The organism is Aeromonas aquatilis (assembly GCF_054052405.1).
Genome location: NZ_JBSTYP010000010.1, coordinates 1 through 25,911, shown reverse-complemented (window position 1 = coordinate 25,911; position 25,911 = coordinate 1). Strand labels below are relative to the sequence as shown.

Sequence of the window (25,911 nt, the reverse complement as noted above, 5' to 3'; positions counted from 1 at the left end):
CAAACACTATTACATAAACATTAAAGTGATTAAAATCATAATCTTATGCATCAAATTCGAGAGAGACCCCGGCACCATTCTTTTCCCTGTTTGGTCAACAGGTTACAGCGCTCAAGAGCGCTCCTGCTCAAAGTTTCTGCGGTTGATAACTCTCATTCATGTGCAAATATGTGCAAGAGGCTTCAACCAATGGCAAGCATCCAAGTTCTCACTCGAAAAACCGGCAAGTCCTATCGCGTTCAGTTCATGCGTAACGGCAACCGTGTATCCAAAGTTTTTACCCGCAAAAAAGACGCAGAGCAGTTCCTGGCTCAGATTACTGTATCTGACGAGCTGGCGGATGCCTTAACCAACGTCACCCTCACCAGTACCACCATTCAACAAGCTATCCATGAGTACCTTGAACAGCACAAGGGACGGGACAAATCTGTACCACAGCGTCTGGGCTGGTGGGCTGAACATCTCGGCGACAAGACGTTGAACAAGGTAAATCGCCAGCGGATCAAAAACGCCATCTCGATTTTGGAGGCAGAGGGGAAAGCTCCTGCGACCCTGAACCGCTACAAAGCAGCGTTGTCAGCAGTCTTTGCCTACATGTGTGATCGCTATGACCTCAAAGTGAACCCTTGCCTGGAAGTGAAACAGAAGAGGGAAGACAATGCTCGCACACGCTTTTTGTCGACAGATGAACTTGCTCGATTGATGAAGGCCACCAAGTCGAGCAAGTGGGAGCGACTTCATATGCTGGTTCATATGGCGTTGACCACTGGTGCACGGAGGGGCGAGTTGATTGGCCTCAAATGGTCAGACATTAATTTCAACACGCGCACAGCTCACTTGGCGGTGACCAAGAATGGTAGTCAGAGGGTTCTGTCTCTGACTGCTGACTTGCTTACTGAGCTCTCCAAGTTTCGCGAGATTGGTGCCAGCTTTGTGTTCCCTCATCCCTCTGGCCTCAATCGACCGTTTACCGAGTTTGATTACCATTGGCAGGCCGCGAAGAAAGCCGCGTTGCTCTCTGATTTCCATTTTCATGACCTTCGGCACAGCTGTGCCAGCTTGTTGGCGATGAACGGTGCCAGCATTCTGGAGATCGCAGAGGTGTTAGGCCATAAGTCGATCACCATGACCCAACGATATTCTCATTTGTGCAATGCCCACAAAGCCAAACTCACTGATCGGGTATTTGGTAATCTCATGGGAGGTTAATCAATTAGGCTGTGCAGCTTAGATGTATTGAACATGTTAGCCTGAGCCCCTCGCATCTATGGATGCGGGGGGCTTTTGTTTGTCTGGGGATGTAGTAGATGAGTGATCAATATATAAACAGCGATTTTCTGGAGGGTTTAGTCGTATGGCAAAAATCACCAGATGATAACCCCATCATTTTTGATGGAGAGGAAGGAATTCCGTACTTCTCCCTAAATGGCCGCCCGAGGTTGGCGATTACAAAAGATGGTCAATTAATAGGCTGCGTATCAATCGACATCACAGCCAAAAAAGTAACGTCCGATGATGAGGTCGAGCACCAAAATGACCAGTGTCATATTGGGTGGTGGGAAAATAAAACTCCTCGTCTGGTTGTCACCCGGAAGGCGGTAAAGAAGGCGATTTGGTATAGCGCAAAGCTAAGGCAAATCGGATGGACTGATGAGCGCCTTAAGTTGGAATTGAGCTGCCTTGCTCAAAGTGTGATTGACGATTGTAGCGCCGGTCAGTCGGTGGCTGCGATCTGTACTCGAAATAGAATTTCTCCTCAGCAAGATGATATCCCCTTGCTAGCAATGGAAGCCTATGAGCATTACCAAGGTTTCGGTCCAAGAAAGGGCTTTAAAGTATCGCTTAAAAAGATAAATGCGGGGGAGCTTGCAGATACAGTGATGAGATTGGCCATCTATATAGCGCTGATCAATCCGTGTCTGGGTAGGCCTTGGGGTAGGCAGTACACCCGGCAGGGGCAACGTTCTAGCGAGCGTCCGAAGACTGCTCTGGAAATGACGTTGGAGTCCCTGGAAGACAGGCTAACAGACTTGTTTTGCCAGAAAGAATGTAATGACTTCAATGATGAATGGTATGGAGATGAGATCTCGAGCTTAGAGGTTTCAATAGCGTCAATTCGGCGTGATATCCAGATTGAAGCAATTAATCGAATGTCACAGCCTGATGCAGTAAACGCAGCGAAGACTAAGTTAATAGCCTTAGGAATAGAATGTGAGACAAAGACTATTGAGCAGGAATGGACTCAATTTATTGCCAAAGCCTGGGGAGTTACTCCCTCAAACGTCGTCAGTGCTGCTAAGCAAATAGACGAATAAAAGTCAAACACAGAAGTTCGCGGACTTCTGTTCTAAAAAAAAACCTATCACATCGCGTTAAATACTCCCCGACCAAACCGCAGAACGTTATGAGCAACAGGAAAGGGAGTATAAGCAGTATGCAAGACCTCAATCTCATCGCAATCAGCCAAGATCTAAACAACTGGCTGCCTGTGACCGAAATCCCCAAGCACTACCCCCAATTTAACTATCCCACACTGAAGGCCATGTTCTGGAAGCGAGCCGAGAAGCCCGGCTTGGAACGTTGCTGCCGAATTGTCGGCAAGCGGATGTTTGTGAACACCAAACTCTTCGGCTTGTGGATGGCTGGTGGACTGCCTGAACAACACCCGACGGATGATTAAACCGCAGGGAATCCATCTGTTATCGGATATAGGCAAACATGGTGTGCAAACCCATGGGGAAAACATGAAAAAAAGCCCTTACCTGCGACAGTAAGGGCATTTCGGATTACTCGCTGGCTCTGACAGTTTGCAGACCAAGGAGCCAGTGAGTGTGAGGTAATTTTAGCATGAAAGTTCACTTATTAATCCATAAAGGCCATCAAGGCTTGCTGGCCGAGATCCATGCTTCGTCTTCTGATTCGGAGGGCAAGCGATGATCTATTTTGCATGGGCCGCTGATAGCCAGGCTGAAACCTTCTATGGACCACCCAATCCCAGAACCGGTAAACGCTCCCGTGTCGGAGTATTGGGTGCCTTCACCAGCCGAAAAGCGAGAGCCGCCTTTATAGCGCAATGCAAAGGAGCCGCTGCGGTTGTAACTCGTCCTTATGCTCGCCAAATGAAGGCAGGCTTAGATGAACGGGCATTCAATGAGTTGGTAACCGCTCTGGTTAGGGGGGAGCGATGAACGCACAGCCCCACCAAATAGCGCGAATTCCCCATATGGCTGCGAACGTTCAGGCTGCCAGCTCACCAGTACATGGTTTGGTGAAATTTAGAGATCTCCCAGATCAAAGGACGATTGTGATTTATACGGGATCTCATGCGCCGTCTGATGGGGGGCAGAGGGAGGTTTTACAGCGAGCCCTCAATCATGCGATTGCCGCTGATAATCCCGTAGATCCTGATGAACAACCGGTGGTGAGTCTTTATGTATCACCCACCCAGCTTGATGAGGGTGGGAAGCTATATCGGATGGTTGACCGAGATGCGACGGAAAAGGTGATTGTGCATATCTGCGGTCAGCTTCATGTAAACAAACAGCACCGGCTAATAGATGAGCTATTGAAACAAGCTCCTAGTGCAGAGCTCTATCTTGGTCATCCTGATCGGAATGCTGAACCATGGGCGCTTGTGAATATCCACCAGCAATTCGAGTACCAGAAGAGATTGCAAACCAATCTTTCTCTTTCGATTGGCTTCAGCGGCTATGACCACCAACAAAGCTACCTAATCAAAGGGTTGTTGCCCGCGTCTAGCATGTGCAGCATCTATGGTCCCAGCGGTAGCTTTAAGAGCTTTACTGCTGTTTCAATTGCTTGCCATATAAGTACCGGTCTGGCTTGGGATGGTAGGCCAGTCCAACAAGGTGCAGTGCTTTACATTGTGGGTGAAGGTGGGGTCGGTGTACCGCGTCGTATTAAGGCGTGGGCTGATGAGTATCACGAGCAGCAAGACGTTCCCAATTTATATCGTGTTAACCAGCCCGTGTTTATGGCAGATGATGCTCAAGTCAATGAGTTGCGGTTAGCAGCCATCCAGATCAAAGCGGATACAGGGTTGCCTGTCAGGCTGATTGTGGTCGATACAGTGGCTCGCTGCTTTGGTGGTGGCGATGAAAATCGTGCTGCTGATATGGGGGCGTTTATTGCCGGTTGTGATCGTATTAAGGCTGAAACTGGGGCCACTATTTTGCTGATACACCACACCGGCAAGAACGAAGAAAATGGTGCCAGGGGGAGTAGCGCATTCAGAGCGGCATTAGATGCCGAGTATCTGCTGAAACGTGAAAACAAGGAGGACGCATCCATCATTCTGACATGTACCAAGATGAAGGATGATGAAGAACCCGATCTACGGGCTCATGATCTTAAACAACGGGTTATTGGCTCAGATGCAGACGGTGATGATGTCACCAGTATGGTGCTGGTGGATACAAGCCGAGAGCCCATAGAATCTGATGAACTGGGTAACATATCCAACGTGACTGCGAACCACAAAGCAATGTTTGGAGCTATTCGTCAGCTTTGTAATGCCAATGGTGGTAAGACAACTTGGCAGCAGGTGATCGACCACATGAAGGCAGCAAAGATGGATGACAGCAAGAACCGTACTCGCCATCGAAACAAGTTGATTTCAGAACGCCTAATTGAACGGGATGGCGATGTTATCTGGCTAGTAAAATCAGGTGACTAACCAGTAAAAAGTGAAGACTGGGTGAGGAGCGTGAGGCGGGGGCTCTTTGTCCTCACTTTTTTTCTATAGACAGAACAAGTGACGATATACGTCCATGTTCGCCTGCATGTCCGCGTCAATACAGGCTTTGCTGCATCCTCATTGGGTAACGTTAACACCTACTGGTGAGGTGTGCCAGTAAGTGAGGATTGATTGAGGGGGATGAGGTGAAACCAAAGCAAAATGGTACCGAATGCCGCAGCCGACCATGAGGCATTTCAGCATTGTGATTAGGCGAGTCATCTGAGTGACGAGGACGCATGTTCTCGCCCTGCACGTCACAACTTGGAGGAAAGGCGAGTGTTCGCGGAGATAAACAAAATGTTCGCCAAAGAGATAGCGGAAGAGGAAAAGCAGCGGCTAAAGGAGCAAAAACGAGCAGAGCGCCAGCGCAAGCAGCTAGAACGATTGTGCAAGCCAGCACCAGGAGTCGAAGACATTTTTCGGTATCGTAATGCCTGGGCTCGAAATGTCGGGCAGTCTAACCGTCGATTGATGGAACGAGCAGAGCGAGACCATGCCATATCCAAGCTGGGGCCGATTAATCACTTGGCTGCTCTTGTCGTTGCAATGGCGTGGCACCCGCACCATGCCTACATTCTGGTCGTCGCAACAGACCCCGGTGTGACTTGTGAGGAGTTGACCGACTTCTACAACCTGAGTCATTCAAATCACAGGATGGTGTTTCGTCGCTTGAACACAGTGTTGAAGCAGTTGGGTTGGCGTTTCGCCTCATACCCCAGAGGCGCACCAAATGAACCATGGGGTTGGGAGTTGGAGAAAATCCTTAGGTGATCACCCCTAAAATGCTCACTTTTTGTGTTACAGGCGATCATTATTGCCCTGTGTGGGCATCGGGTTGGCATAACTCAATAAGAATGCGGGCTACAGCCCTGCTTACATTCCCAAATGTGGTAAAACGATCGCTTTTGACTGTACGGCTCAAGTGCAAAAACAGGATCGATTACTGTCGGTAAATATCGCAGTAACTCACAGTAAAATAAGGCTTTTTATTAAAAGCGATCGTTTTGCATAACGATCCATTTTCGCTACTATCGGCGATCCCTTTTCTGGCTAGCCAGGATCGTTTTTGTGGTCACCAGTCCCCTGATTCACCGCAAGCCCAGTCCTGACAAGGGATTACTGGTAGGGGCTAGCGCACACGCCTCTTTGACCGCCCCCGAAAAATGAAAAACCCTTTGTCCTGTTACGAGTGATCATTTGCAGAGTGCCCTTGAACTTCGCTGTATCGAGACGTGGTAGTGGATGGCCTCCGGGTTGTTATCGGGCCGCGTTTAGGTAAATCGAGCTAACTGAGGAGGTGGTGATGATCTGAGCCCCGCAATCGCCTGCGAATTACTAGCGGTCTGTGAAGTGGTTGCAAAAGGGGGCCATTAAAGTCACATTTTGCCTTGGCCTACTCTGGAAGGTGCGCGGCCGCCACAGGGCTGCAAGAAGAGTGAGGTGATGCGGTCTACCTGCGATGGAAAAGCGAGGGTGAAGGTTCGCGCTAAGCAAAGTTTGGGGGGGGGCTCGTAAGCCCCGCCCCGCTACACGCTGTTTAAAGTTTACTCGTCAGGTGCCATCCCTCGCCATGGGGACATTCATACACTCGAAGTAATACCCCCTGTTCTCGTTCCAGAATGAGTGCACGTCGCACCGCTGCACTTTCTGAGGCATACGCCTGCTTCAAACAGTCACAGCAGTGATGCCCTGGCGTGTGCCGATCTGCCGGACACAAGTGCCAGGAGCAGCATCGGCCGCAATGGTAGGGCATCATGCGGTTGCCATATGATACGAGAGCATATCGCGCGCCTTCTTCGGCACATTGCTGATTTGGGTAGGCGCGACGAGGTTTTCCTTTGGCGCTGAGACAGATTGAGTTTTTGAACATCGCTTCAGCCCTCGATGTCCATGACTACTCGAAAAGAGACCTTGATATTTTTGTAGGCACCCCAGGACGTTGATCCTATGTCGCCCTCCCAAAAACGGCCGCTAATGTGGCCCTTTTCTTGGCACCATTCGTAGGCGTCCCACGCATCAATGAACTCGAGGCCCTGATGTTCTGTCCATGGGATCTGTTCTTTCCATGCCGCATGTGGAGGAAAGTCCTTGATCCAGATTTTGCGAACTCCACCATTGATGGCTTTAGAGCTGCTGACATCAATCCCGGTGGGACGCGGGAATTCAGCGACGTCAGGATTGGGCTCCAGAAACCTTGGCTCAGACCACTTGACGGCCGAAGGCACAGCTTGGCGGATAGCCTGTTCGCTTGCTTCTACCAGTGGACGAGGTGGCCAGTTTTCCCACGGAAAATCACCAAACGCCATCGACTCGTAGTGCTTGGAGTAAGCCGGTCGAATAGCGCGAAGCTCTTTCTGGGTGAGTAGCCTGAGGCTGACACCAAGTTGCCGCTCACGCCATGCGCAATAGGCTTGAGCATCAACCCACGATGCGCCGACAGGAGCATCATCAGAGGCGCCTTCATTGGCGCGATCCCAAGGCTCGCGACGCTCGCCCTGTCGTTCATGGAAGCCTGTTTCCTCCAGCATCTGCCGGAATGAAGCGAGGTCTATCAGATCGCTGATAGCCAGCTTGCGGCCTCCAATCTCGACGAGATGGAAGCCGTTTGGTAGCGGCCCAGCCCATTTTGCTCGCTCTGGTGATGGCCAAATGCCTTGCTCTGTCAGCCATGTGCGGCGCACATCGACGGACGTTGTGAGTCGCCGCTCCATCATGCTTCCGCCTCGGTCATAGAAGGCTTGTTCCGCTTTGTGGGCTTCGTCTTCGTCCCAGAACTCTTGGCGGAAATGAATGGCTCGACGCAAGTCGCTTTCACTCATCAACTTTGATGGCAAATCTGCAATCGCCAATTTGTATGAATCGGCCAAATTGTCCGGCTTGGGCGGTTCATGTTCCCTGTAATCACGCCACAACAGGTCCCAGCAACCGTCATGAGCGCGTAGGACGGTGAGTCGGTTGTTGTAAGGAAGTACGTCAACCCATCCTTCGGGCTGAGCGTCAAAAACGGCGCGGAACGCACGGACTGCGGCAAAAGTCTTTGCATGTTGTGCCGTCCGCTCCTCGGGGCCGCACTCTAGTTCCCAGTAGTGTTTGTCGACTATGGTGCTAAGCGGGCCATCAACCAACTTGTTATCCAGAAAGCCCCACTGGCCCACCAGGTCGATCCGTCGTGCAAACAGGTCTTTGCCAAGCTGGGCTGCCACTTCCGGCAACGCATTGATGGACTTGATTGCAGCGGCTGGGACTTGATGGCCATTCCCGTTATCCCAAGCGGACCAGTCCACGCCGTATCCAAGAAATACCCGACGAGGCCGCTGCTCTTGGGGGCCGAAGAAGATGCGGTCAGCCAACTCACGAGGGGTGGGGCCGCCATGTTCTGAAAAATAAAGATCTATGCAGCCGCCATGATCTACCGGAAAGGTGCCAACCTGCTTGGTACAACGGTGCTTTTTGAGGAAGGCTTGAAACTCGGGCCAGCCTTTATTTTGATAAGTCCCGAAGTCTCCGGCGAAGCCCAAGCGATCGACAATAGCGTTGAGCGTCTGTCTATGTTTCAAGGGGTCAGCATCGGGATGAAGCACGCGTGATTTCGCGCCTTCTTTAATGTCCGCTGGTGATATTCCGCGCAGAGGAATGGCGTGGCCATCGCGCAAAGGGAGGTAGCCGAGGCGACGCTCAGCAAATTTGTGGTTATCAGACACTATATTCTCCTAACAAAATCATCCCCTACCCCAAGGCCGCCAGTATGGGATCGTGATTAAGTTGAGTTGTTAGTGTGTTGATAACTTGTCGTTCTGATTTTCTAGACGAGGAGAACTTGCTTTCGGCGTTGGCGGCGCCGACGACCCGGCAGGGCGTCTCCGAGCCCTTGAGATGAAGGTTAAACTAATAGACTAACGAGAGTCAACGAGGCGAAGTTGATCTGGGTCGACCTCTCCACACCGATTGGCAAAGCCATGCTGACCATGTTGGCCGCTGTTGCAGAATTGGAACGTTCAAACATCAAGCTCCGGCAGATGGCAGGGATCGCCAAGGCGAAGGCAGAAGGTAAGGCGCTGGGGCGCGAGAAGACAATTAACGATGCTGCCGTTGCCATCTGGCGCAAAGAGAATTCAGCTAGCATCAAGCTGACGGCTGAACACTTCGGGATCTCGCCCGCCAGTGTGAAACGAGCATGTCGGTCTGCGTAATTAGCCATCTGGGCAGGTGTTTATTCCTTTGATAACGCTTCAGGTATGTTCCTGCTCAAGTTTTGGACTCATAACTCTCCCATACATCCCCGTATTCATGAGAACATCAGCACCAGTCCTCTTTCAAACCGGAGTGCGCTGTGTCGCCCATCAACAAAGCAACCCTCACCGAAGCTGACATCATCTCGAAATACCTGCTGCCTGCTATCAAGGCGGCGGGGTGGGATGATCTGACCCAGATCCGCCAAGAAGTAAGACTACAGGATGGGAAGGTGATTGTGCGTGGCCCGGTAGCTATGCGCAAAACGGTCAAATCGGCCGATATCGTGCTTTATTACAAGATGGGCTTGCCACTGGCGGTGATCGAAGCCAAAGCCAACAAGTATGAGATTGGCAAGGGGATGCAGCAGGGGCTCGATTATGCCCGTCTGCTGGATGTGCCGTTCGTATTTGCAAGTAACGGCGATGGCTTCGTTTTTCATGACAAGACCAATCCTGCCAAGCTGGAATCCGAGATCGCGCTGGAGGACTTCCCCAGCCCCGGCCAGCTTTGGGACAAACTCTGCACCTGGAAGAGCTACTCCCAGGCTCAGTTGCCTGTCATCAGTCAGGACTATTACTCGGATGGCAGTGGCAAATCCCCCCGCTACTACCAGCTGCAAGCCATCAACAAGACTGTCGAAGCCATCGCTGCAGGTAAACCAAAAGTATTACTCGTGATGGCTACCGGTACTGGCAAGACATACACAGCGTTTCAAATCATCTGGCGTTTGTGGAAAGCGGGCGCCAAGAAGCGCATCCTGTTTCTTGCCGATCGCAACATTCTGGTGGATCAGACCAAGAGCAATGACTTTCAGCCATTTGGCCCGGCCATGACCAAGGTCACCGGGCGCACTATCGATCCTGCCTATGAGATCCACCTTGCCCTCTATCAGGCGCTCACTGGGCCGGAAGAGTCGCAGAAAGCCTTCAAGCAGGTTTCTCCCAACTTCTTCGACCTGATCGTGGTGGATGAGTGCCATCGGGGCAGCGCCGCCGAAGACAGTGCCTGGCGCGAGATCCTCGAATACTTCTCATCGGCCACCCAGATTGGCCTCACCGCAACGCCCAAAGAGACCGAGACCGTCTCCAACACAGACTACTTCGGCGATCCCGTCTACAGCTACTCGCTCAAAGAAGGCATTGAAGATGGCTTCCTCGCCCCCTACAAGGTGGTACGGGTCGATATCGATGTGGATCTGCAGGGGTGGCGTCCCACCAAAGGGCAACTGGACAAACAGGGCAACCTGATTGAAGACCGTATCTATAACCAGAAGGATTTTGACCGCACTCTGGTGATTGACGAGCGTACCCAGCTGGTGGCTGAGACCATCACCAACTACCTCAAGAAAACCGACCCGATGGCCAAGACCATTGTGTTCTGCAACGACATCGATCATGCCGATCGGATGCGACGGGCGCTGGTCAATCTCAACCCGGAACAGATGGCCAAGGATGAGCGCTATGTGATGAAAATCACCGGCGATGATGACCTTGGCAAGGCCCAGCTCGACAACTTCATCAACCCGAAAAAGCCCTATCCGGTCATTGCCACTACTTCCGAGTTGATGACCACCGGCGTCGATGCCAAAACCTGCAAGCTGGTGGTGCTGGATCAAAACATCCAGTCCATGACCAAGTTCAAGCAGATCATCGGCCGTGGTACCCGCATCGATGACAAGTACGGCAAGCTCTGGTTTACCATTCTCGACTTCAAGAAGGCCACCGAGCTGTTTGCCGATCCCCGTTTCGACGGCGAGCCGGAGCGCGTCATGGTGGTCAAGCCGGCAGACATCAACAATCCAGATGATGGCTTGGGCGATATCATCGGCGATGCCGATCCGCTGCCAACCGATGAACCCGGCGATAATGGCGATCCACTTGCTCCCGGGGTTGATGAGCAACCCGGCAGTTACACAACCGGTAGTGATGGTGGCCAGAGTGGCGCTGGGGGCCAGGGCGCAGGCCCGCTGGGTGGCCCCGAGCCCGGGGTCAGCAAGTATTATGTCAACGGCGTGGCGGTCAGCGTCATCGCCGAGCGGGTGCAGTATTACGATGCCGATGGCAAGTTGGTGACCGAATCCTTTAAGGACTACACCAAAAAGACCCTGCTCAAAGAGTTTGCCACCCTCAATGCCTTCACCAAACGCTGGCAAGCAGCAGAACGCAAGCAAGCCATCATGGATGAATTGGCTCAGGCGGGCGTGCTGTGGGAGGTGTTGGAGCAGGAAGTGGGCAAGGAGCTCGACCCGTTCGACCTTATCTGCCATGTGGTATACGATCAGCCGCCATTGACCCGCCGCGAGCGGGCCAACAACGTCAAAAAGCGCAACTACTTCACCAAGTACAACGATACCGCCCAGCAGGTGCTTATCAGCCTGCTCGACAAGTATGCCGATCAGGGGGTGACCGAGATTGAGACCAAGGATGCGCTAAAAGTCGCCCCCTTTACCGAGTTGGGGCGCCCGCTGGAGTTGGCCAAGAAGGGTTTTGGTGGCCCCAAACAGTTCGAGCAAGCCATCACCGAACTGGAACAAGAAATTTACCGTGAGCAGCAGAGCGCCTGACGACCTGACTGCTTCTGAACTACCATGCGGCCATTCCAATGATGGCCGCTTGTTTTATCGATACTCCTGACGCATTCGCCCCTGTATTCGTCACCATTTTTGTAAAAAGCAGAGAACCCCATGTCATCCATCAGCTCAGTTATCAAATCCATTCAGGACATCATGCGCAAGGACGCCGGTATTGACGGTGATGCCCAACGCCTCGGCCAGCTCTCCTGGCTGCTGTTTTTGAAAGTGTTCGACGCCCAGGAAGAGGAACTGGAGTTTGAGCAGGATAACTACCGCTACCCCATCCCCGAGCGCTTCCTGTGGCGCAACTGGGCGGCCGATAGCGAAGGGCTGACCGGCGATGCCTTGCTCGATTTCGTCAACAACGATCTGTTCGATAGCCTGAAAAACCAGCCAGCCAATATCGATCTCAACCCCCGTGGTTATGTGGTGAAAGAGGCGTTCAGCGATGCCTTCAACTACATGAAAAATGGCACCCTGCTCAAGCAGGTGATCAACAAGCTCAACGAGATCGACTTTACCGACAGCAGCGAGCGCCACCTGTTTGGTGATATCTACGAACAGATCCTGCGCGACCTGCAAAGTGCCGGTAATTCTGGCGAGTTCTACACCCCCCGTGCCGTCACCCGTTTTATGGTCAACCGTATCGACCCCAAACTCGGCGAGCGGATCATGGACCCGGCCTGCGGCACCGGCGGTTTTCTCGCCTGCGCCTTCGATCATGTCAAAGAACACTATGTCGAGACCTCAGCCGACCATCAGACCCTGCAGCAGCAGATCCTGGGGGTCGAGAAGAAGCAGCTGCCGCACCTCCTTTGCACTACCAATATGCTGCTCCACGGTATCGAGGTGCCGGTGCAGATCCGCCACGGCAACACCCTCGACAAACCGCTGTCGAGCTGGGATAGCGATATCGATGTGATCCTCACCAACCCGCCCTTTGGCGGTACCGAAGAGGATGGCATCGAGCAGAACTTCCCTGCCGATCTCCGTACCCGCGAAACTGCCGACCTGTTCCTGCAACTGATCATCGAAGTTCTGAAAAAGGGCGGTCGTGCCGCCGTGGTGCTGCCCGATGGCACCCTGTTTGGCGAAGGGGTCAAAACCAAGATCAAGCAACTGCTCACCAGCGAGTGCAACCTGCACACCATAGTGCGGCTGCCCAACGGCGTGTTTGCCCCCTATACCGGCATCAAGACCAATATCCTCTTCTTCACCAAGGGTCAGCCCACCCAGGATGTCTGGTTCTACGAGCACCCCTATCCGGCTGGGGTGAAGAGCTACAGCAAAACCAAGCCGATGAAGTTTGAGGAGTTTGAAGCCGAGATTGCCTGGTGGGGCGATGAGGCGGACGGCTTTGCTGCCCGGGTTGAGAACGAGCAAGCCTGGAAGGTCGGTATCGACACCATTATCGAGCGCAACTTCAACCTCGATATTAAAAACCCCCATGTCGGCGAGCAGATAAGCCATGACCCCGACGAGCTGCTGGCGCGCTATGCCACAGAACATGCCGAGATCCAGACCCTGCGTGACCAGCTAAAAGCCATTCTGGGCGATGCTTTGGGCAAAGGTGCGGCCAAGCAAGGGGGGCAGGCATAGTGGCGATCGAGAATCTGATTACCGACCATCTGGATCTCTGGACTGCGGCTGTACGCTCCAAAAGCAGTGCAGGGCGCGGCAGCAACAGCAAGCTGGAACTTACTGGTATCAAAAAGCTGCGTGAGCTGATCCTGGAGCTGGCCGTGCGCGGCAAACTGGTTCCGCAAGACCCCAGCGATGAACCGGCCTCCGTGCTGCTTGAGCGCATTGCCGCCGAAAAGGCGCGGTTGGTGAAAGAGGGCAAAATTAAAAAGCCCAAAGCCTTGTCGGAAATTGGTGAGGAAGAGAAGCCATTCGAACTTCCCGAAGGGTGGGAGTGGTCTCGGCTACAAGATCTGACATCATATATCCAGCGAGGAAAAGGGCCTGATTATGCTGACGTTGGTACTGTTAAAGTCATTTCCCAGAAGTGTATTCAGTGGTCTGGCTTTGATGCCTCTCAAGCGCGGTTCATTTCTGACTCATCAGTTAATGGTTACCAAAATGAGCGTTTCTTACAACTAAACGACTTGCTTTGGAATTCCACCGGTACAGGTACCGTGGGTCGTGTAAATATTTTAGATAATCTTCCTGATGAAAAAATAGTTGCAGATTCTCATGTGACCGTGATTAGAACGCTCGAAATTGATTGCAATTTCTTATGGTGCTATATCGCAGCGCCGGGCGTCCAAAATCGAATTGAACCAGGCCATGAGAAATCCCTTGTCTCCGGCTCAACTAAGCAAGTTGAATTAAGTACAAGTGCTGTATCTACACTTGTTATTCCTATACCTCCATTGTCAGAGCAACACCACATCGTTGCCAAAGTGGATGAGCTTATGGCTCTCTGCGACAAGTTGGAGCAGCGCAGCGACTCACAGTTGGCTGCCCATCAGACGCTGGTGGAGACCTTGCTCGCTACGCTGACAGACTGTGCCGATGCCGACGAGTTGGTGCAAAGCTGGGCGCGGCTAAGCACTCATTTCGATACCCTCTTTACCACTGAGGCCAGCATCGACGCCCTGAAACAGACCATCCTGCAACTGGCGGTGATGGGCAAGCTGGTGCCGCAAGACCCGAGTGATGAACCCGCCTCCGTCCTACTGGAGCGCATAGCTGCCGAAAAGGCCCAGCTGGTCAAAGAGGGAAAAATCAAAAAGCAGAAGCCGCAGTCCGTCCTCACTGAGGAAGAAAAGGCGTTTGAACTACCGAATGGATGGAAATGGGTAAGGTTACAGCAACTAGTAACACTTTTAGGAGATGGGCTTCATGGCACTCCTAGTTATGATGAAAATGGTGACTATTTCTTTGTAAATGGCAATAATTTGGATAATGGTAGAATAACAATAAAGCCGGATACAAAGCGTGTTAACAAACTTGAGTTTGAAAAATACAAAAAAAATCTGACCGATAGAACGATATTGGTGTCTATAAATGGCTCCTTGGGTAAAGTGGGATTTTACGCTGGTGAAAAAATAGTTCTAGGTAAAAGCGCATGTTATTTCAATCTATGTGGGTTATTATCTAAGGTTTACTTCAAAAGGGTGATTGAGTCGTCGTACTTTACTGATTATGCATTTTCGAAAGCTACTGGTAGTACTATTAAAAATTTAGGTTTGAAAGCTATGAATGAATTTCCTATAGCTTTACCTCCTATAGAGGAAATGAAACGTATTATTTCCAGAATAGAGCAATTAATAGCCCTCTGTGATCAATTGAAAGTCCGCTTGCAAACCAACCAGCAGACCCAACTTGCCTTGGCCGAGTCGCTGGTGGAAGGAGCCCTTGCCTGATGCCCTACGCTCGCCCCTGGCTTAGCTATCAACAGCAACTGGATCAGCTGATTGAGCGCGGCATCACTGTTACCGACCGGGATGCCGCACTGAGCTATCTGGAGCGGATTGGCTATTACCGTTTAAGCGGCTACTGGTACCCATTTCGCCGCTTTGAACCCGCGGCTGAGGGTGAAAGCAAGCGGGAGACCCGGGCGACGGACCAGTTTTGCCCCGATACCCATCTGCTGGATGCGGTGGAGCTCTATCTATTCGACAAGAAGCTGCGCCTGTTGGTAGTGGATGCGCTGGAGCGGATCGAGGTGGCCTTGCGGGTCGATCTTGCCTATCTCCTTGGCAAGCGAAATACCTTTGCTCACCTCGATCGCAGCTACTTCCACCCCAGTTTTATCCGGCAGCCCGCATTCAGGGGGAGTCACCAGACCCGCTTTGAGGCGTGGATGGAGAAATACCGGGGGTTGGTAAAGCGTTCCAAAGAGGACTTTGTGCGCCACTACCATCAGCGCCATGGTGAGGAACTGCCGATCTGGGTAGCAGTAGAGGTATTTGATTTTGGCGCTATCTCGCAGTTGATCGGCATGATGAAGGTGTCGGATCAGCAGCATATCGCCAGCAAATACGGTCTGGACTGGCAGGTGTTTGCCAGCTGGATCTACGGCCTCAGTTACCTGCGCAATATCTGCGCCCATCATAGCCGCCTCTGGAACCGCAACGTGACGACGCAGGTGAGGTTGCCAAAGCCAAGAGAGGTGCAATGGTGCGATTTCCTGGCAAAAGATGATGAGCGGCTGGCCAAGCCATTCGTGCTGCTGGCCATCACACGGCATCTACTCAAGGTTATTTGCCCGAATACCCAGTGGCATCTGCGCCTGCGGGATCATCTGCTGACGTTCCCCACACAAAAGTCGGTGCGTAAGCTGGGGTTGGCAAACATGGGGTACATAGAGAACTGGCAGGAGTGGTGGTAAATCCACCAAATAAGAACCCCAGCGTAAGTTGCGAAGCAACCAAGAGGCCGGGGTCGTGTTGCGAAGAAGAATAGGGGGGAACCTCCATTCAGTCAAACTTTTTTACCCCATTTTGTGACGGATAGAGTGGTAGTTGAATGGGTATTAAAGCAGAATCTCAAAGGCTCTTCAGCTACGTGAGAGCCTGCTTGAAATATCAATATTACAAGGAGTTGCGATGCTACATGCAATCCTGCATGGCAAGGCTGGGCGTATCGAGCGGGAAGGGGAATCCCTGCGCTGGCGCGACCTGTTTAAAGGCAGCGAAGATCTGCTGACCGCCACCTTCTTCGGCCGTCTGCCCCACCTCTCTGACGGTGCTCTGCGTGCCGTGCTGCACTTTCTACTCGGTGACAATCCGCTAGACCCGGCCACCTTTCAACGGCTGGAGCTGTGGCCAAAACTGGCATCGCTGCAGGATCGCCGTTATGTCGAGCCCGATGTGCTGCTCCACTTTGACGACGCTCTGGTGGTTATCGAGGTGAAGCCCCCGTTCGGTGGTGACCAGTATCGGGAGCAGTGGCTGGCACAGGTCAATGCTGTGGTCAGCGAAGCCGAGTTTGATGACTATGAAGACCGGCTCTATTACGTTGCGCTCGGCAATATCCCTGTCGCCCCGCTGATTCGCCCAGAGCTGCCCGAACGCTTTGTCCAGATGACCTTGCGTGAATGGGAGCCACTGCGCCGCTATCTGCAAACTGCCTCCGAGTTTGAATCCTGCCGTCAGGATCGCGCCATTCGCGATGAGTGGCTGCAGGCGTTTGAGCTGTTTGGCATGGCCCCGGTGGTGCCTGAATGGGCGCCGTTGTTTGCCTACGCAGGGCCGCTGGACCTGGATTACAAGGTGATGTCTGAGCGGGAAACTCCCCCACCGGTTGAACCTACTGGTTGGGCTGCTCTGCTCGACTATGCCGGGACATTGCACCTCTCTCGCCCCGATTTCTCTTTTTTGAATAACTGACTTTGGCTAAGGATGCCGCCATGCAACACGATCTTGAACAGACCACCCAGCTGGTTACCCAACTTCAACAAGCCCACCGACTCGCAGCCGGTTTCTACCAGCGTATCCTCCCGCTATTCGATCAGATCGCCAGTCAGGCGCTGGACGCCGAGTTCTGGTACTGGGATCCCAGCGAAACGAGCCGCCCCTGCCGCTCGGGAACCCGCCCTTCCAGCAGTTGGGCATGGGACTATCTGCCACTGTTTGCATCGAATCACGCCTACCGTGACTGGGACGGCGATACCGCACAGCAAGGTGATAAGACGCTGGTCTTCCGGCTCTATCTCGATCACGATTTTCGCCGCACCTCCTCGTTGCGTGCCGGAGTAAAAGGCCAGCCAGATCCTTTGCAACTTAATGGCCAGGCCATTGTGGAAGTGACTCTGTTCCGTTGTCTGGAAAATAGTGACAAGCATTTCGATGAGCTATGGCGCTTTGTGCCCTGGCCCCTCCCTCAACCAGAATGGCAGCAGAGCAAGGAGAGCAGCCAGATCGCGTTTTGCTCTAACCACGTGCCGCTCGCTCTACTGCTTGCTGATCCAGATAAGACCAGCGAGTGGATCAAACAAATGTTTACCTCCCAAAAACCAATACACCAAGAATGACATAAGGCGCTACCCCGTCATTTCGACGGGGTAGGCTGGTCAACGATCCACTGCCCGAAGTTATTATTGACGCCCCTTGTGTTATGGCTTCCCCGATAGTGTCCGAGTAACCATGACAATAACCCCTCGCAAACTTGTCGATACCCCCGTCACCACTGGCCGCAAACTGCGCACTTATTTGCGCATAGGGGACTACGCAGAAATGTCCGAGGCGTCAGCGTGATATTGGGCTCAAGTCCTGTGTGACAAGGGCTAGAGGGGATTCTGCCTGGTAGGAAGAGTCGAGATGGAACTGCGCACTTCTCCCCAAACTGCGCAGTTGCTGAGTTCGCAAAAACGAAATACAACGGTGTGAGCAAGAATGGAGTGCGCAATTTGCGTTAGAGCCTTATACCGCAAGGTATGGAGAGGAATTGTACCTTTGGGAAACTGCGCAATTTACCCCGATAACTGCGTACTTTTCTGCGCACTTCCCTCAAAACTGCGCACGGGCTGACTGCGCAGAAACGAAAAACAAAGGATGGTCCAATATTGGCCGCATCTGAGATACAAAGTGCTGCAGGGGGATTTGGCATTGGGAAAACTGCGGAGCTGGTGCCTGGCAGTGAAAAACAGACAACAACTCCGAGCGGCAAGGCTTTGTAAAACGGACAACAACTTGATGCTTATGCTCGAGGCAGCAAGTAAGTTCCCGAGATATTTCGACGTTTACTCCGTAGTTCCAGCGGAAGTAGGCTTGCTGATCATCTATCGAATACACTCCCAGCGAGAGCATTGTGGGGGTATTTTGGGGGGTATAAGAAAAATTCACATCTAGAATTTTCCTTTAAAATCATATTAATAAATTCACGATTCGATAGAGACCCCGACCATCAAATTCATGACAAAAGGCCATCAGCAATGATGGCCTTTTGTTTCTTTGGCGTTTCTGCGCGTTGGGGCGTTACTGTTGAGCTGGCAGTACTTCCCGTTACCACTTGGCATCCCTTCTCTTTTCCCGCTCTCCGTTATTTCAGTTTTTTGATGTGGCCGCTGACGGCATCACCGCCAGCGGCCTGTTTCTATTACGTTTTTTTCATGCATTGGCAATGCTGGAGTATGCAGGTGCGAGGTTGCTGCGCTATCCCAGCAGGGCAAACAGCAGGGTACCGAGGGTGCCAGCGAGCGTCAGCACGATGATGGCTCTGGGTGTACCGTGCAGCTTGGTCCACATAAACAGGCTGGTGAGGGCCAGCAGCAGCAGGGCCAGGGCGGCGATATCGCCAAACAGCTGCCAGCCGAGGCCAGTGCCCATGCCGCGGTGTAGCCGGTTGAGGCTGGCGGCAAAGTTGGCCAGTTGCAGGTCGGTACGTACCAGCAGGGTACCCTCAACATAGCTGGCGGCCACGCTCTGGCTGAGGGTGACGCCACGCATCTCCCACTTGGCGGGCAGGGTGAGCGAACCGTTCGGGGTGGGCAAGGTCTGGGCCGGGGTGAGCATGGTTCGCCCATCGGCAAAAGTTTCGGGATAGCGCTGTTGCAACAGGCTTTTCAACTGCTCCGGGCTGGCGAGCGGCGCCTTGAGCACTATCTCTTCACTCGATTTGTCGGTGTGGGGGCCGGGAATGGGCAACACGGCACGGTGTTGCAGCCAGAGGCCGGTGATGCCGTACATCAGCATCAGGGCGAGGGTAAAAAAGCCTGCCCAGGCATGGAGGCGGCGTACCCATTTGTTGTTGTGAAGGGGAACTCTTCTGCGTTTCATCGTGGTTGCTTCATAAAAAAACTGGCCAGCAAGGGCTGGCCAGTCGGGGTGGTTGTCACAGAGATCAGAAGCGGTAGGTTCCGGTCAGGCTCAGCTGACGGGGCGTACCCGGCATGATCTGGTTGGCACTGGTGGCGCTGACAAAGTACTCGTGGTCGGTCAGGTTTTCGGCGCTCAGCTCGGCTTGCCACTGCTGCCAACGATAACCGGCGCGCGCATCGAAGCGGGCGTAACCGGGCAGTGTGGTTGTGTTGGCGTTGTCGGCGAAGCGATCGCCCACCGCCGTCACGCCGGTTTCACCGAACCAGCCCTGCTCGCCACTCTTGTAGCCGAGATAGAACTGGCCATTCTGACGGGAGACGTTCATCGGGCGCTTGCCCTGCAGATCCGCATCCGCCTTGACCTGCTCCGCATCCTGAATGGCGAAGCCGCCACGCAGGTAGATCTCGTCGGTCAGCTCGGCGCGGGCGCTCAGCTCGACTCCCTCGGTACGTTGCAGGCCGGTGCGGATAACCTTGGTGGGATCCAGCGGATCCTTGGTGCGCTTGTTGTACATCTCCAGTCGATAGAGGGAGAGGGTGGTCGCCAGCTTGCCGTTCAGCCAGTCACTCTTCACACCTCCTTCGTAGAGGCGGGTGTGCTGGGGTTCCAGCCCGTTATTCTTGTCACCCGGGGTGATGCCGATCAGCTCGCCGCCCACCGGAGTGAAGGTCTTGCTGTAGGAGGTGTAGAAGGCGTGATCCTCGAGGGGATTCCACACCAGGCCGAGGCGCGGGCTCAGGCTGTTGACCGAGACGCTCTCCTCCTTGTTGAGGTCGTAGCGGCGACTGGTGACGGTGAAGTCGTCACGGCGCAGTCCGCCCACCAGATGCCAGTCACCCAGGCTGAGCTGATCCTGCAGATAGAGGCCATTGCCGCGCACCTTGTGTTTGGCGTCGCTGGAGAGCTTCATGGCGCCATTGTAGGTAGGCAGTGAGCCCGGGTCGTAGAGGTTGCCAGACGGGATGGCGGTGGCGTTCTGGTAGAGCTTGGGTGTGCGCTCCTGCCAGTTCTGCTCGAAGCCGGCCAGCAGGCGATGTTCCACCGGGCCGGTCTGGAACAGACCTTCGGCCTCGGTGTTGCTGATCAGGTTCTTCGCTTTGAGATCCTGCTGCCAGCGGGCGCGGGTCACCTGATCCCCTTTGACGCTGGTGACATAGGTGTTGTCAAACTGGCTGTCGAGGGTGGAGTAACCGAGCTGCTGGCGCAACTGCCACTGATCGTTGATATCCCAGGAGAGGCGTGAACGGGTGGATTGTGCCACGTCATCGATGAAGTCGCGGCTGGTATCGCTGTAGACATACTCTCGCGGCACATCGGCCGGACGGCCATTGACCCCGGGAATGCCGCGATCCGGGGTGCGATCATGTTCGTTGCGCTCGTACTGTACCAGCCAGTTTAGGTTGTCGCTGATCTCCCAGTTGGCGGAAGGGGCCAGCAGAGTGCGCTTGCTCTTCACGCCGTTGCGGAAGCTATCTTTGTCCTCCTGCGCCATGTTGAGGCGCAGTTGCACCTGCTCACTCGCCTCGCCATTGAGGTCGGCGGCCAGTCGCTGGCTGTCAAAGCTGCCGACCCGGGCGGTGACGCTGGACTCCTGCCCTTTTTGCGGCTTCTTGCTGACCCGGTTGACGATGCCCCCCGTGCTGCCGCGGCCGTAGAGCACGGCTGCCGGGCCCTTGAGCACTTCCACCCGCTCGATGTTGCCGAGATCCCGGGTGTACTGCATGTCGTCGCGGAACCCGTCGAGATAGAAGTCGTTGCTGGCGCTGAAGCCGCGGATATTGACCCCGTCGAAGCGGGTATCACCGCTGGCGTTGACCCCGGGGATGCCGCTCAGGGCTTCACTCAGCGTCGGTTGGCCGAAGGCGGTCAGCTCGCTGACCTTGACGCTGTCGATGGTCTGGGGCACCAGCTTGGCTGGCGTATTGGTCCGGGTAGCGGTGGCAACTTCCTGATGCTGGGATCGTTTGCCAACCACAGTCATGGTTTCATCGGCGGCCTGGGCAGTGAAGCCGGTGCCCAGCAGGGTCAGCGAGACCAGCGTTCTGCGAAAGTGAGGGTGCTGCATATTCAATATTGACTCTTTGGATGTCGACCTGACGGCTCGAACATATTGATTTAATTATAATTAGCCTGACCCGCCAAAGCGGGATGCCAATGATATTGATTTTCATTTGTCTGGCAAGGTGAAAATGGAGGGGGGATTGGGGACGGGGTCTGCGGTCGGGGGCGCTCGGCTGAAAAGCAAAGCCATTGCAGCAAGCGGCGAGAACGAAGCGAGAGCAAAAAGGGCGTAGCGGAAGAGAAAGGGACGAAATGTGAAGCGATATCCGGCCCGATGTGTCGGGCCGGATATCGGACTCAGTGGGTGCGCAGCAGTCGGCGGGTGAGGGGCAGGGCCGCCAGCAGGCGATAGGCCAGCAGAGACGATCCCAGCAGCAGCGGCACCTTGGCAATCTCCCACAGGATGGATGCGCCCTGCGGGCCAAACACGAAGAGCCAGACCACCAGCATCATGTGCAGGCAGTAGATCCCGAGCACTTTGGGGGCCTGGCGCTCAAGCCAGCTGCCCTTGCCCCACTCGGGGTTGGCCAGCAGCAGGCCAAACAGGCCGATAGCCCAGGGAAGGGAGCCGAGCAGGAAGTCATGGCGGGTGAGTGGCACCCCGGCGAAGTGCAGCAGCGCCCAGGCTTCACAGCCATAGATCGCCACGCCCACCAGCAGCAGTTGCCAGCCGGTGCGGGTATCCGGTTGCCACTGACGCTGGCGCAGCAGGGCGCCAAGCGCCACAAACAGCAGGGAGAAGAAGGGGCCGTTACGGGTGAGCAGTGGCCACTCGGCGCCCAGCAGCGGCTTGGCATAGGAGCCCCCCAGCAGCGCCAGCAGGTAGAGGCCAAGACCCAGCCAGAGGGCGAGCGATGGTCTGCCAAGCCGGTAGCAGAGTGCCAGCAGGGCCACCGCCATGACCAGGGCTGGCAGAAACCAGAGGTGGATCATACCGCCCACCAGCCAGCCGTTGAGGGGGTCGCCGAGCTGGAATTGCCACTGCCCGTGCAGGGAGGCCAGATAACTCTGTTGCACTGCATCCAGCGGATTGAAGGGCACCAGCAGGTAGATCAGACTCCACACCAGCCAGAGCAGCAGCAAGGGGCGGCAGTAGCGCCAGGCCACGGTCAGCGGCGCTTCGCGGCTCAGTCTCGGCTGCAGAAAGTAACCGGCACAGAGGAAAAACAGCGGCACGGCAAAGCGGCATAACTGGTTGATGGTGCCGCTCAGCCAGAGCCAGGATCCACTTCCCCACAGGGCGGGATTGAACGGATTGGCGAAGGGGGATACGTGAATGGTCATCACGGCCAGAATGGCCAGTACCCGCCCGCACTCGATACTGGAAATACGCATGGTGGCTCGTCGTTACAGGGGTTGTGATGGCACGCTAAAATTCTTGCTGCTAGGTTACAACCAATTGATTCTATTAGTGTGAATCACGCTGTTGAGTAGTTACGTTTTGTAACTGGATGGCGGAAGGTGTTACCTGTAGCGGGCGCTGGCTCCCATTTTTTGGGCGCGCTCATGCAGATAAAAAAAGCGAGGCTGGCGCCTCGCTTGGTTGGGGATCTCGAGCTTACTGGTGAGTCAGCATGCTGCTCTGGTTGGCTGCCAGGGTGGTTCTGCCCGAGCTCTCCAGCCAGGTTTTGATCCGCTTGGCGTCGGCGACCCGATCGTTGGTGGTCTCGGCATTGAGCAGCACCATGATCACCGGTTCGTGATTGACCTTGGTGCCCAGCACCAGACAGCGGCCCGCCTCGCGGATATAGCCGGTCTTGGAGAGGGTGAACTCCCACTGCCCTTCGCGCACAAGGCGGTTAGAGTTGCGATAGTGGATCTGGTTCTTGTTGGTGCGCACATAGCTCTGATCGTCGGTGGAGTATTGACGGATCAGCGGATACGCGGCAGCGGCGACGGCCAGCTTGGCCAGATCCTGTGCGGTGGAGACATTACGCGGGTTGAGACCGGTGCTGTCAGCATAGTGAGTGCTCCACATCCCCAGCATGCGGGCCTTGGCATTCATCGCTTCGACGAAGGCGCGCTGGCCGCCAGGGTAGTTGCGTCCCAGCGCCGAGGCCGCGCGGTTTTCAGATGACATCAGGGCGATATGGAGCATCTCGGCGCGGCTGAGCCTGGAACCGATAGCCAGTCGTGAGCCGGTGCCCTTAATTCGGTCGATATCGGCATTGGTCACCGTCAGGGTCTCGTTGAGACGCAGGTTGGCATCCAGCACCACCAGCGCCGTCATCAGCTTGGTGAGAGAGGCGATGGGCATTACCCGGTTGCCGTTGTGTTCGGAGATCACCTCCCCAGTCCTGTGATTGGCCACGACGAAGGCGGCAGAATTCAGATTGGGGATCTCTCGCCGCTCGAGAAAGCCGCTGTTGTTCTTGCTGCTGGCGGAAAAGGGGTTGGCATGGGCACTGTCCATCGTGGCCGGCAGTATGACTGCGCCAAGTAACAGGGGAAGGAGGGAACGCATCATCATGATCAGCTCTACCGGACGAAATACAGGGATATCTCGCTAAGTTATATGTCGTGAACTGGCGCTTCACAATCATTCTCACCTTGATATTGATAATTTACGGCGTTGAGCGCGCTCTGACGGCGAGGAGAGTGTAAAACGGGCCTCCATGGAGTCCCCACCTGCATTGAAACTATGGGCTGGACGTGATGGTGAGCAGAAGTCGGCGCTAAAAAAATCGGGACCAGAACGGTCCCGATTGGCATGGAGCATTGCTTACCGTTTAGTGGGCATCTTCCTGCTTGATCTTGAAGCGCATGGCGATCACCACGAACAGCAGCGGGCCAATGATGGTCCAGACGCCGGTGGAGATATCCCCGGAGATAAAGGGGGCCACCACGGTAAAGACGTTGCCGAAGGCGACCAGGATCATGCTGATGATGGTTGCCAGCAGCACGGAGCCCGCGCTCTTGAAGAAGATCAGGTCCTTGCCCAGCGCCGGGTTGTTGCGATAGCGATACCAGGCGTAGATGAGGAACATGTAGGGCAGGGTCATGCCGACGTTGGTCATGGTGATGATCAGCTCATAGAGGGCAGCGGCCCCTTCCGGGTTGATCAGGGTAAAGATGGATTTAGCGGCAATGAACAGACAGACCACCCAGGCTTGCACCTTGAGGGCTTCAATGCGCACGCCATTCTCGTTCTCGCGCTGGAAACGCTCCGGCCAGAAGTAGCTCGGGGTGCCGGTGATGAACTGGCGCAGCGGCGCATAGGATAGGGCGATAAAGGCACCTAGATAGCTCAGGAACATGCCCAATCCGGCAAAGCGCATGAACACCTGCCCCAGCCACTCGCCACCGAGATGGCGCCCCAGCTCCAGCATGATGATGAAGAGGGCTGAGAGGGAAGTGATCCCCTCGGCCGGGAAATCGCTCCAGCGCATGATGGAGCCGACCGCCAGAAAGCCGATGATGTAGCAGAGCACGATGAAGGCGCCGGAGAGGAAGATGCCACGCTTGAGATCGCGCTCGGGGTCTTCCAGCTCGTCAGCCACGCCGGCCATCGCCTCGACCCCGCCGTAGGCGAAGATGGCGAACACCATAAAGCCGAGGAAGGGGATGATGTCGTTGAAAGCGGCATTGGGAGAGGCCGTCAGCGATGCCTGGGTGAAGGGCTCCTGCAGAGTCATGCCACTCACCGCGAAGGTGAAGACGCCGCCGACCAGCAGCAACACGTTGAGCGCCACTACGGAGAGGCCGCCGATGGCCGCCACCTTGGCGAAGCGGGCGCTACCCAGGGTGATGAGCTTGGTGACGGTGGCAACCAGCGTGATGGCGACCACACCCAGAATAAAGGGGCCGAAGTCGATACCGCTGCCCAGGGTGACCGGGATGACGGTGATGTCGCGGCCAAACAGCATGAAGGAGAGGGGCACCCACATAGAGAGCGCCTTGCCAAACATCCAGATGACGTAGGAGGCGAACCACATGGTCAGACCGATAAAGGCGAATCGGGTCGAGACCGAGTGGCGCATCCAGGTAAAGATACCGCCCGCCTCTTTGCGAAAGCCGGTGCCAAACTCGATCATCATGAGGATGAACGGAATGAAGAAGAACAGACCGCCGATCACGAACATCGGAATGGCGGCATATCCCATTCGATAGAAGCCGATCCCGATATTAGTGACGCCAAATACCGATGTTAATATCATCAATATAAAGGCACCCAACTTCAGCTTTTTTGCTGACATATTTAAAACTCCCTGATGGTGCTGGATTTAAAATAATCAAAAATTAAACAAACGAAACCGGACCCATTAATAACGCGGTAGCGCCATGCCATCCTGCTATGGCGGGCGCGATCGGGTCATCTCTGACCGGGCTGGCTTACCCGTCAGGCGGTCAATGAATGTATGGGCGGAGCCGCATGGTCTGTGCCATGCGCGATATTGGTCAGCGTTGCCGAAAATTAACTGTGAACCGCGAATTCAACTTCGAAGTGCGACACTCGCCTATGCCGCCTGACGGTACTCTTCGAATACCTTGACAGGCTGCCTGAATCCGAGACATTT

Annotated in this window: 18 protein-coding genes; 12 read left to right on the top strand and 6 right to left on the bottom strand. The window is 54.5% G+C overall.

Features of this window, described 5'->3' with window-relative positions; genetic code table 11:
- Positions 1-189 precede the first annotated feature (189 nt).
- The 5 genes from ACW5W8_RS05330 to ACW5W8_RS05310 all read left to right on the top strand — a co-directional run bounded on the left by ACW5W8_RS05330 (position 190) and on the right by ACW5W8_RS05310 (position 5,530).
- On the top strand, positions 190-1,209 hold the full coding sequence (locus ACW5W8_RS05330; RefSeq protein WP_042081247.1) for a tyrosine-type recombinase/integrase: 1,020 nt from the start codon (positions 190-192) through the stop codon (positions 1,207-1,209).
- Between the two features lie 98 nt (positions 1,210-1,307).
- Complete coding sequence (locus tag ACW5W8_RS05325) at positions 1,308-2,315, top strand: hypothetical protein (protein WP_498626787.1); 1,008 nt, start codon at positions 1,308-1,310, stop codon at positions 2,313-2,315.
- Between the two features lie 119 nt (positions 2,316-2,434).
- Positions 2,435-2,680: a hypothetical protein gene (locus tag ACW5W8_RS05320; protein WP_047438419.1), complete on the top strand. Its 246-nt coding sequence runs from the start codon at positions 2,435-2,437 to the stop codon at positions 2,678-2,680.
- Between the two features lie 504 nt (positions 2,681-3,184).
- The gene (locus tag ACW5W8_RS05315) at positions 3,185-4,696 is read left to right on the top strand and encodes a helicase RepA family protein (protein ID WP_498626786.1); all 1,512 of its coding nucleotides are present in this window, start codon (positions 3,185-3,187) and stop codon (positions 4,694-4,696) included.
- A gap of 339 nt (positions 4,697-5,035) precedes the next feature.
- Positions 5,036-5,530 (top strand): hypothetical protein, encoded by a 495-nt coding sequence (locus ACW5W8_RS05310; protein ID WP_498626785.1) that lies wholly within the window; start codon positions 5,036-5,038, stop codon positions 5,528-5,530.
- A gap of 1,103 nt (positions 5,531-6,633) precedes the next feature.
- On the opposite strand, the gene ACW5W8_RS05305 is transcribed toward ACW5W8_RS05310, so the two are convergent.
- On the bottom strand, positions 6,634-8,460 hold the full coding sequence (locus ACW5W8_RS05305) for a hypothetical protein (RefSeq protein WP_498626783.1): 1,827 nt from the start codon (positions 8,458-8,460) through the stop codon (positions 6,634-6,636).
- Positions 8,461-8,676: 216 nt separating this feature from the next.
- On the opposite strand from ACW5W8_RS05305, the gene ACW5W8_RS05300 reads away from it, so the two are divergent.
- The 7 genes from ACW5W8_RS05300 (at position 8,677) to ACW5W8_RS05270 (ending at position 17,547) form a co-directional block, all read left to right on the top strand.
- Complete coding sequence (locus tag ACW5W8_RS05300) at positions 8,677-8,949, top strand: recombinase family protein (protein WP_498626782.1); 273 nt, start codon at positions 8,677-8,679, stop codon at positions 8,947-8,949.
- Between the two features lie 140 nt (positions 8,950-9,089).
- Positions 9,090-11,555 carry an EcoAI/FtnUII family type I restriction enzme subunit R gene (gene hsdR / locus ACW5W8_RS05295; RefSeq protein ID WP_498626780.1) on the top strand — a complete coding sequence of 822 codons (2,466 nt, stop codon included), beginning with the start codon at positions 9,090-9,092 and terminating at the stop codon, positions 11,553-11,555.
- A 120-nt stretch (positions 11,556-11,675) separates the two neighbouring features.
- Positions 11,676-13,163: an N-6 DNA methylase gene (locus ACW5W8_RS05290; protein ID WP_498626778.1), complete on the top strand. Its 1,488-nt coding sequence runs from the start codon at positions 11,676-11,678 to the stop codon at positions 13,161-13,163.
- The gene (locus ACW5W8_RS05285; protein ID WP_498626777.1) at positions 13,163-14,935 is read left to right on the top strand and encodes a restriction endonuclease subunit S; all 1,773 of its coding nucleotides are present in this window, start codon (positions 13,163-13,165) and stop codon (positions 14,933-14,935) included. Before ACW5W8_RS05290 ends, ACW5W8_RS05285 begins: the two co-directional genes overlap by 1 nt.
- Positions 14,935-15,903, top strand: a complete 969-nt coding sequence (locus ACW5W8_RS05280) for an Abi family protein (protein ID WP_498626776.1) — start codon at positions 14,935-14,937, stop codon at positions 15,901-15,903. The genes ACW5W8_RS05285 and ACW5W8_RS05280 overlap by 1 nt, the downstream gene beginning before the upstream one ends.
- A 217-nt stretch (positions 15,904-16,120) precedes the next feature.
- Entirely contained in the window at positions 16,121-16,903 is a 783-nt protein-coding gene (locus ACW5W8_RS05275; RefSeq protein WP_498626775.1) for a hypothetical protein, read from the top strand.
- 20 nt (positions 16,904-16,923) lie between these two features.
- Positions 16,924-17,547: a PM0109 family protein gene (locus tag ACW5W8_RS05270; protein WP_498626774.1), complete on the top strand. Its 624-nt coding sequence runs from the start codon at positions 16,924-16,926 to the stop codon at positions 17,545-17,547.
- A gap of 1,120 nt (positions 17,548-18,667) precedes the next feature.
- Here ACW5W8_RS05270 and ACW5W8_RS05265 read toward each other — a convergent pair.
- The 5 genes from ACW5W8_RS05265 to yjeM form a co-directional block, all read right to left on the bottom strand.
- A complete protein-coding gene (locus ACW5W8_RS05265) occupies positions 18,668-19,291 on the bottom strand; it encodes a PepSY-associated TM helix domain-containing protein (RefSeq protein ID WP_498626772.1) in 624 nt (207 codons plus the stop codon).
- Between the two features lie 64 nt (positions 19,292-19,355).
- A complete protein-coding gene (locus tag ACW5W8_RS05260) occupies positions 19,356-21,398 on the bottom strand; it encodes a TonB-dependent receptor (RefSeq protein WP_498626771.1) in 2,043 nt (680 codons plus the stop codon).
- A 293-nt stretch (positions 21,399-21,691) separates the two neighbouring features.
- The gene (locus ACW5W8_RS05255; protein WP_498626770.1) at positions 21,692-22,729 is read right to left on the bottom strand and encodes an acyltransferase; all 1,038 of its coding nucleotides are present in this window, start codon (positions 22,727-22,729) and stop codon (positions 21,692-21,694) included.
- Between the two features lie 223 nt (positions 22,730-22,952).
- Positions 22,953-23,864: a serine hydrolase gene (locus ACW5W8_RS05250; RefSeq protein WP_498626768.1), complete on the bottom strand. Its 912-nt coding sequence runs from the start codon at positions 23,862-23,864 to the stop codon at positions 22,953-22,955.
- A 259-nt stretch (positions 23,865-24,123) separates the two neighbouring features.
- Entirely contained in the window at positions 24,124-25,590 is a 1,467-nt protein-coding gene (gene yjeM / locus ACW5W8_RS05245) for a glutamate/gamma-aminobutyrate family transporter YjeM (RefSeq protein ID WP_498626767.1), read from the bottom strand.
- Positions 25,591-25,911 lie beyond the last annotated feature (321 nt).

Excerpts from the sequence above, each read along its gene's own strand:
- ACW5W8_RS05330 (WP_042081247.1), top strand. The coding sequence starts at position 190 with ATGGCAAGCATCCAAGTTCTCACTCGAAAAACCGGCAAGTCCTATCGC.
- ACW5W8_RS05325 (WP_498626787.1), top strand. The coding sequence starts at position 1,308 with ATGAGTGATCAATATATAAACAGCGATTTTCTGGAGGGTTTAGTCGTA.
- ACW5W8_RS05320 (WP_047438419.1), top strand. The coding sequence starts at position 2,435 with ATGCAAGACCTCAATCTCATCGCAATCAGCCAAGATCTAAACAACTGG.
- ACW5W8_RS05315 (WP_498626786.1), top strand. The coding sequence starts at position 3,185 with ATGAACGCACAGCCCCACCAAATAGCGCGAATTCCCCATATGGCTGCG.
- ACW5W8_RS05290 (WP_498626778.1), top strand. The coding sequence starts at position 11,676 with ATGTCATCCATCAGCTCAGTTATCAAATCCATTCAGGACATCATGCGC.
- ACW5W8_RS05280 (WP_498626776.1), top strand. The coding sequence starts at position 14,935 with ATGCCCTACGCTCGCCCCTGGCTTAGCTATCAACAGCAACTGGATCAG.
- ACW5W8_RS05275 (WP_498626775.1), top strand. The coding sequence starts at position 16,121 with ATGCTACATGCAATCCTGCATGGCAAGGCTGGGCGTATCGAGCGGGAA.
- ACW5W8_RS05270 (WP_498626774.1), top strand. The coding sequence starts at position 16,924 with ATGCAACACGATCTTGAACAGACCACCCAGCTGGTTACCCAACTTCAA.
- ACW5W8_RS05265 (WP_498626772.1), bottom strand. The coding sequence starts at position 19,291 with ATGAAACGCAGAAGAGTTCCCCTTCACAACAACAAATGGGTACGCCGC.
- ACW5W8_RS05260 (WP_498626771.1), bottom strand. The coding sequence starts at position 21,398 with ATGCAGCACCCTCACTTTCGCAGAACGCTGGTCTCGCTGACCCTGCTG.
- ACW5W8_RS05255 (WP_498626770.1), bottom strand. The coding sequence starts at position 22,729 with ATGCGTATTTCCAGTATCGAGTGCGGGCGGGTACTGGCCATTCTGGCC.
- ACW5W8_RS05250 (WP_498626768.1), bottom strand. The coding sequence starts at position 23,864 with ATGATGATGCGTTCCCTCCTTCCCCTGTTACTTGGCGCAGTCATACTG.
- yjeM (WP_498626767.1), bottom strand. The coding sequence starts at position 25,590 with ATGTCAGCAAAAAAGCTGAAGTTGGGTGCCTTTATATTGATGATATTA.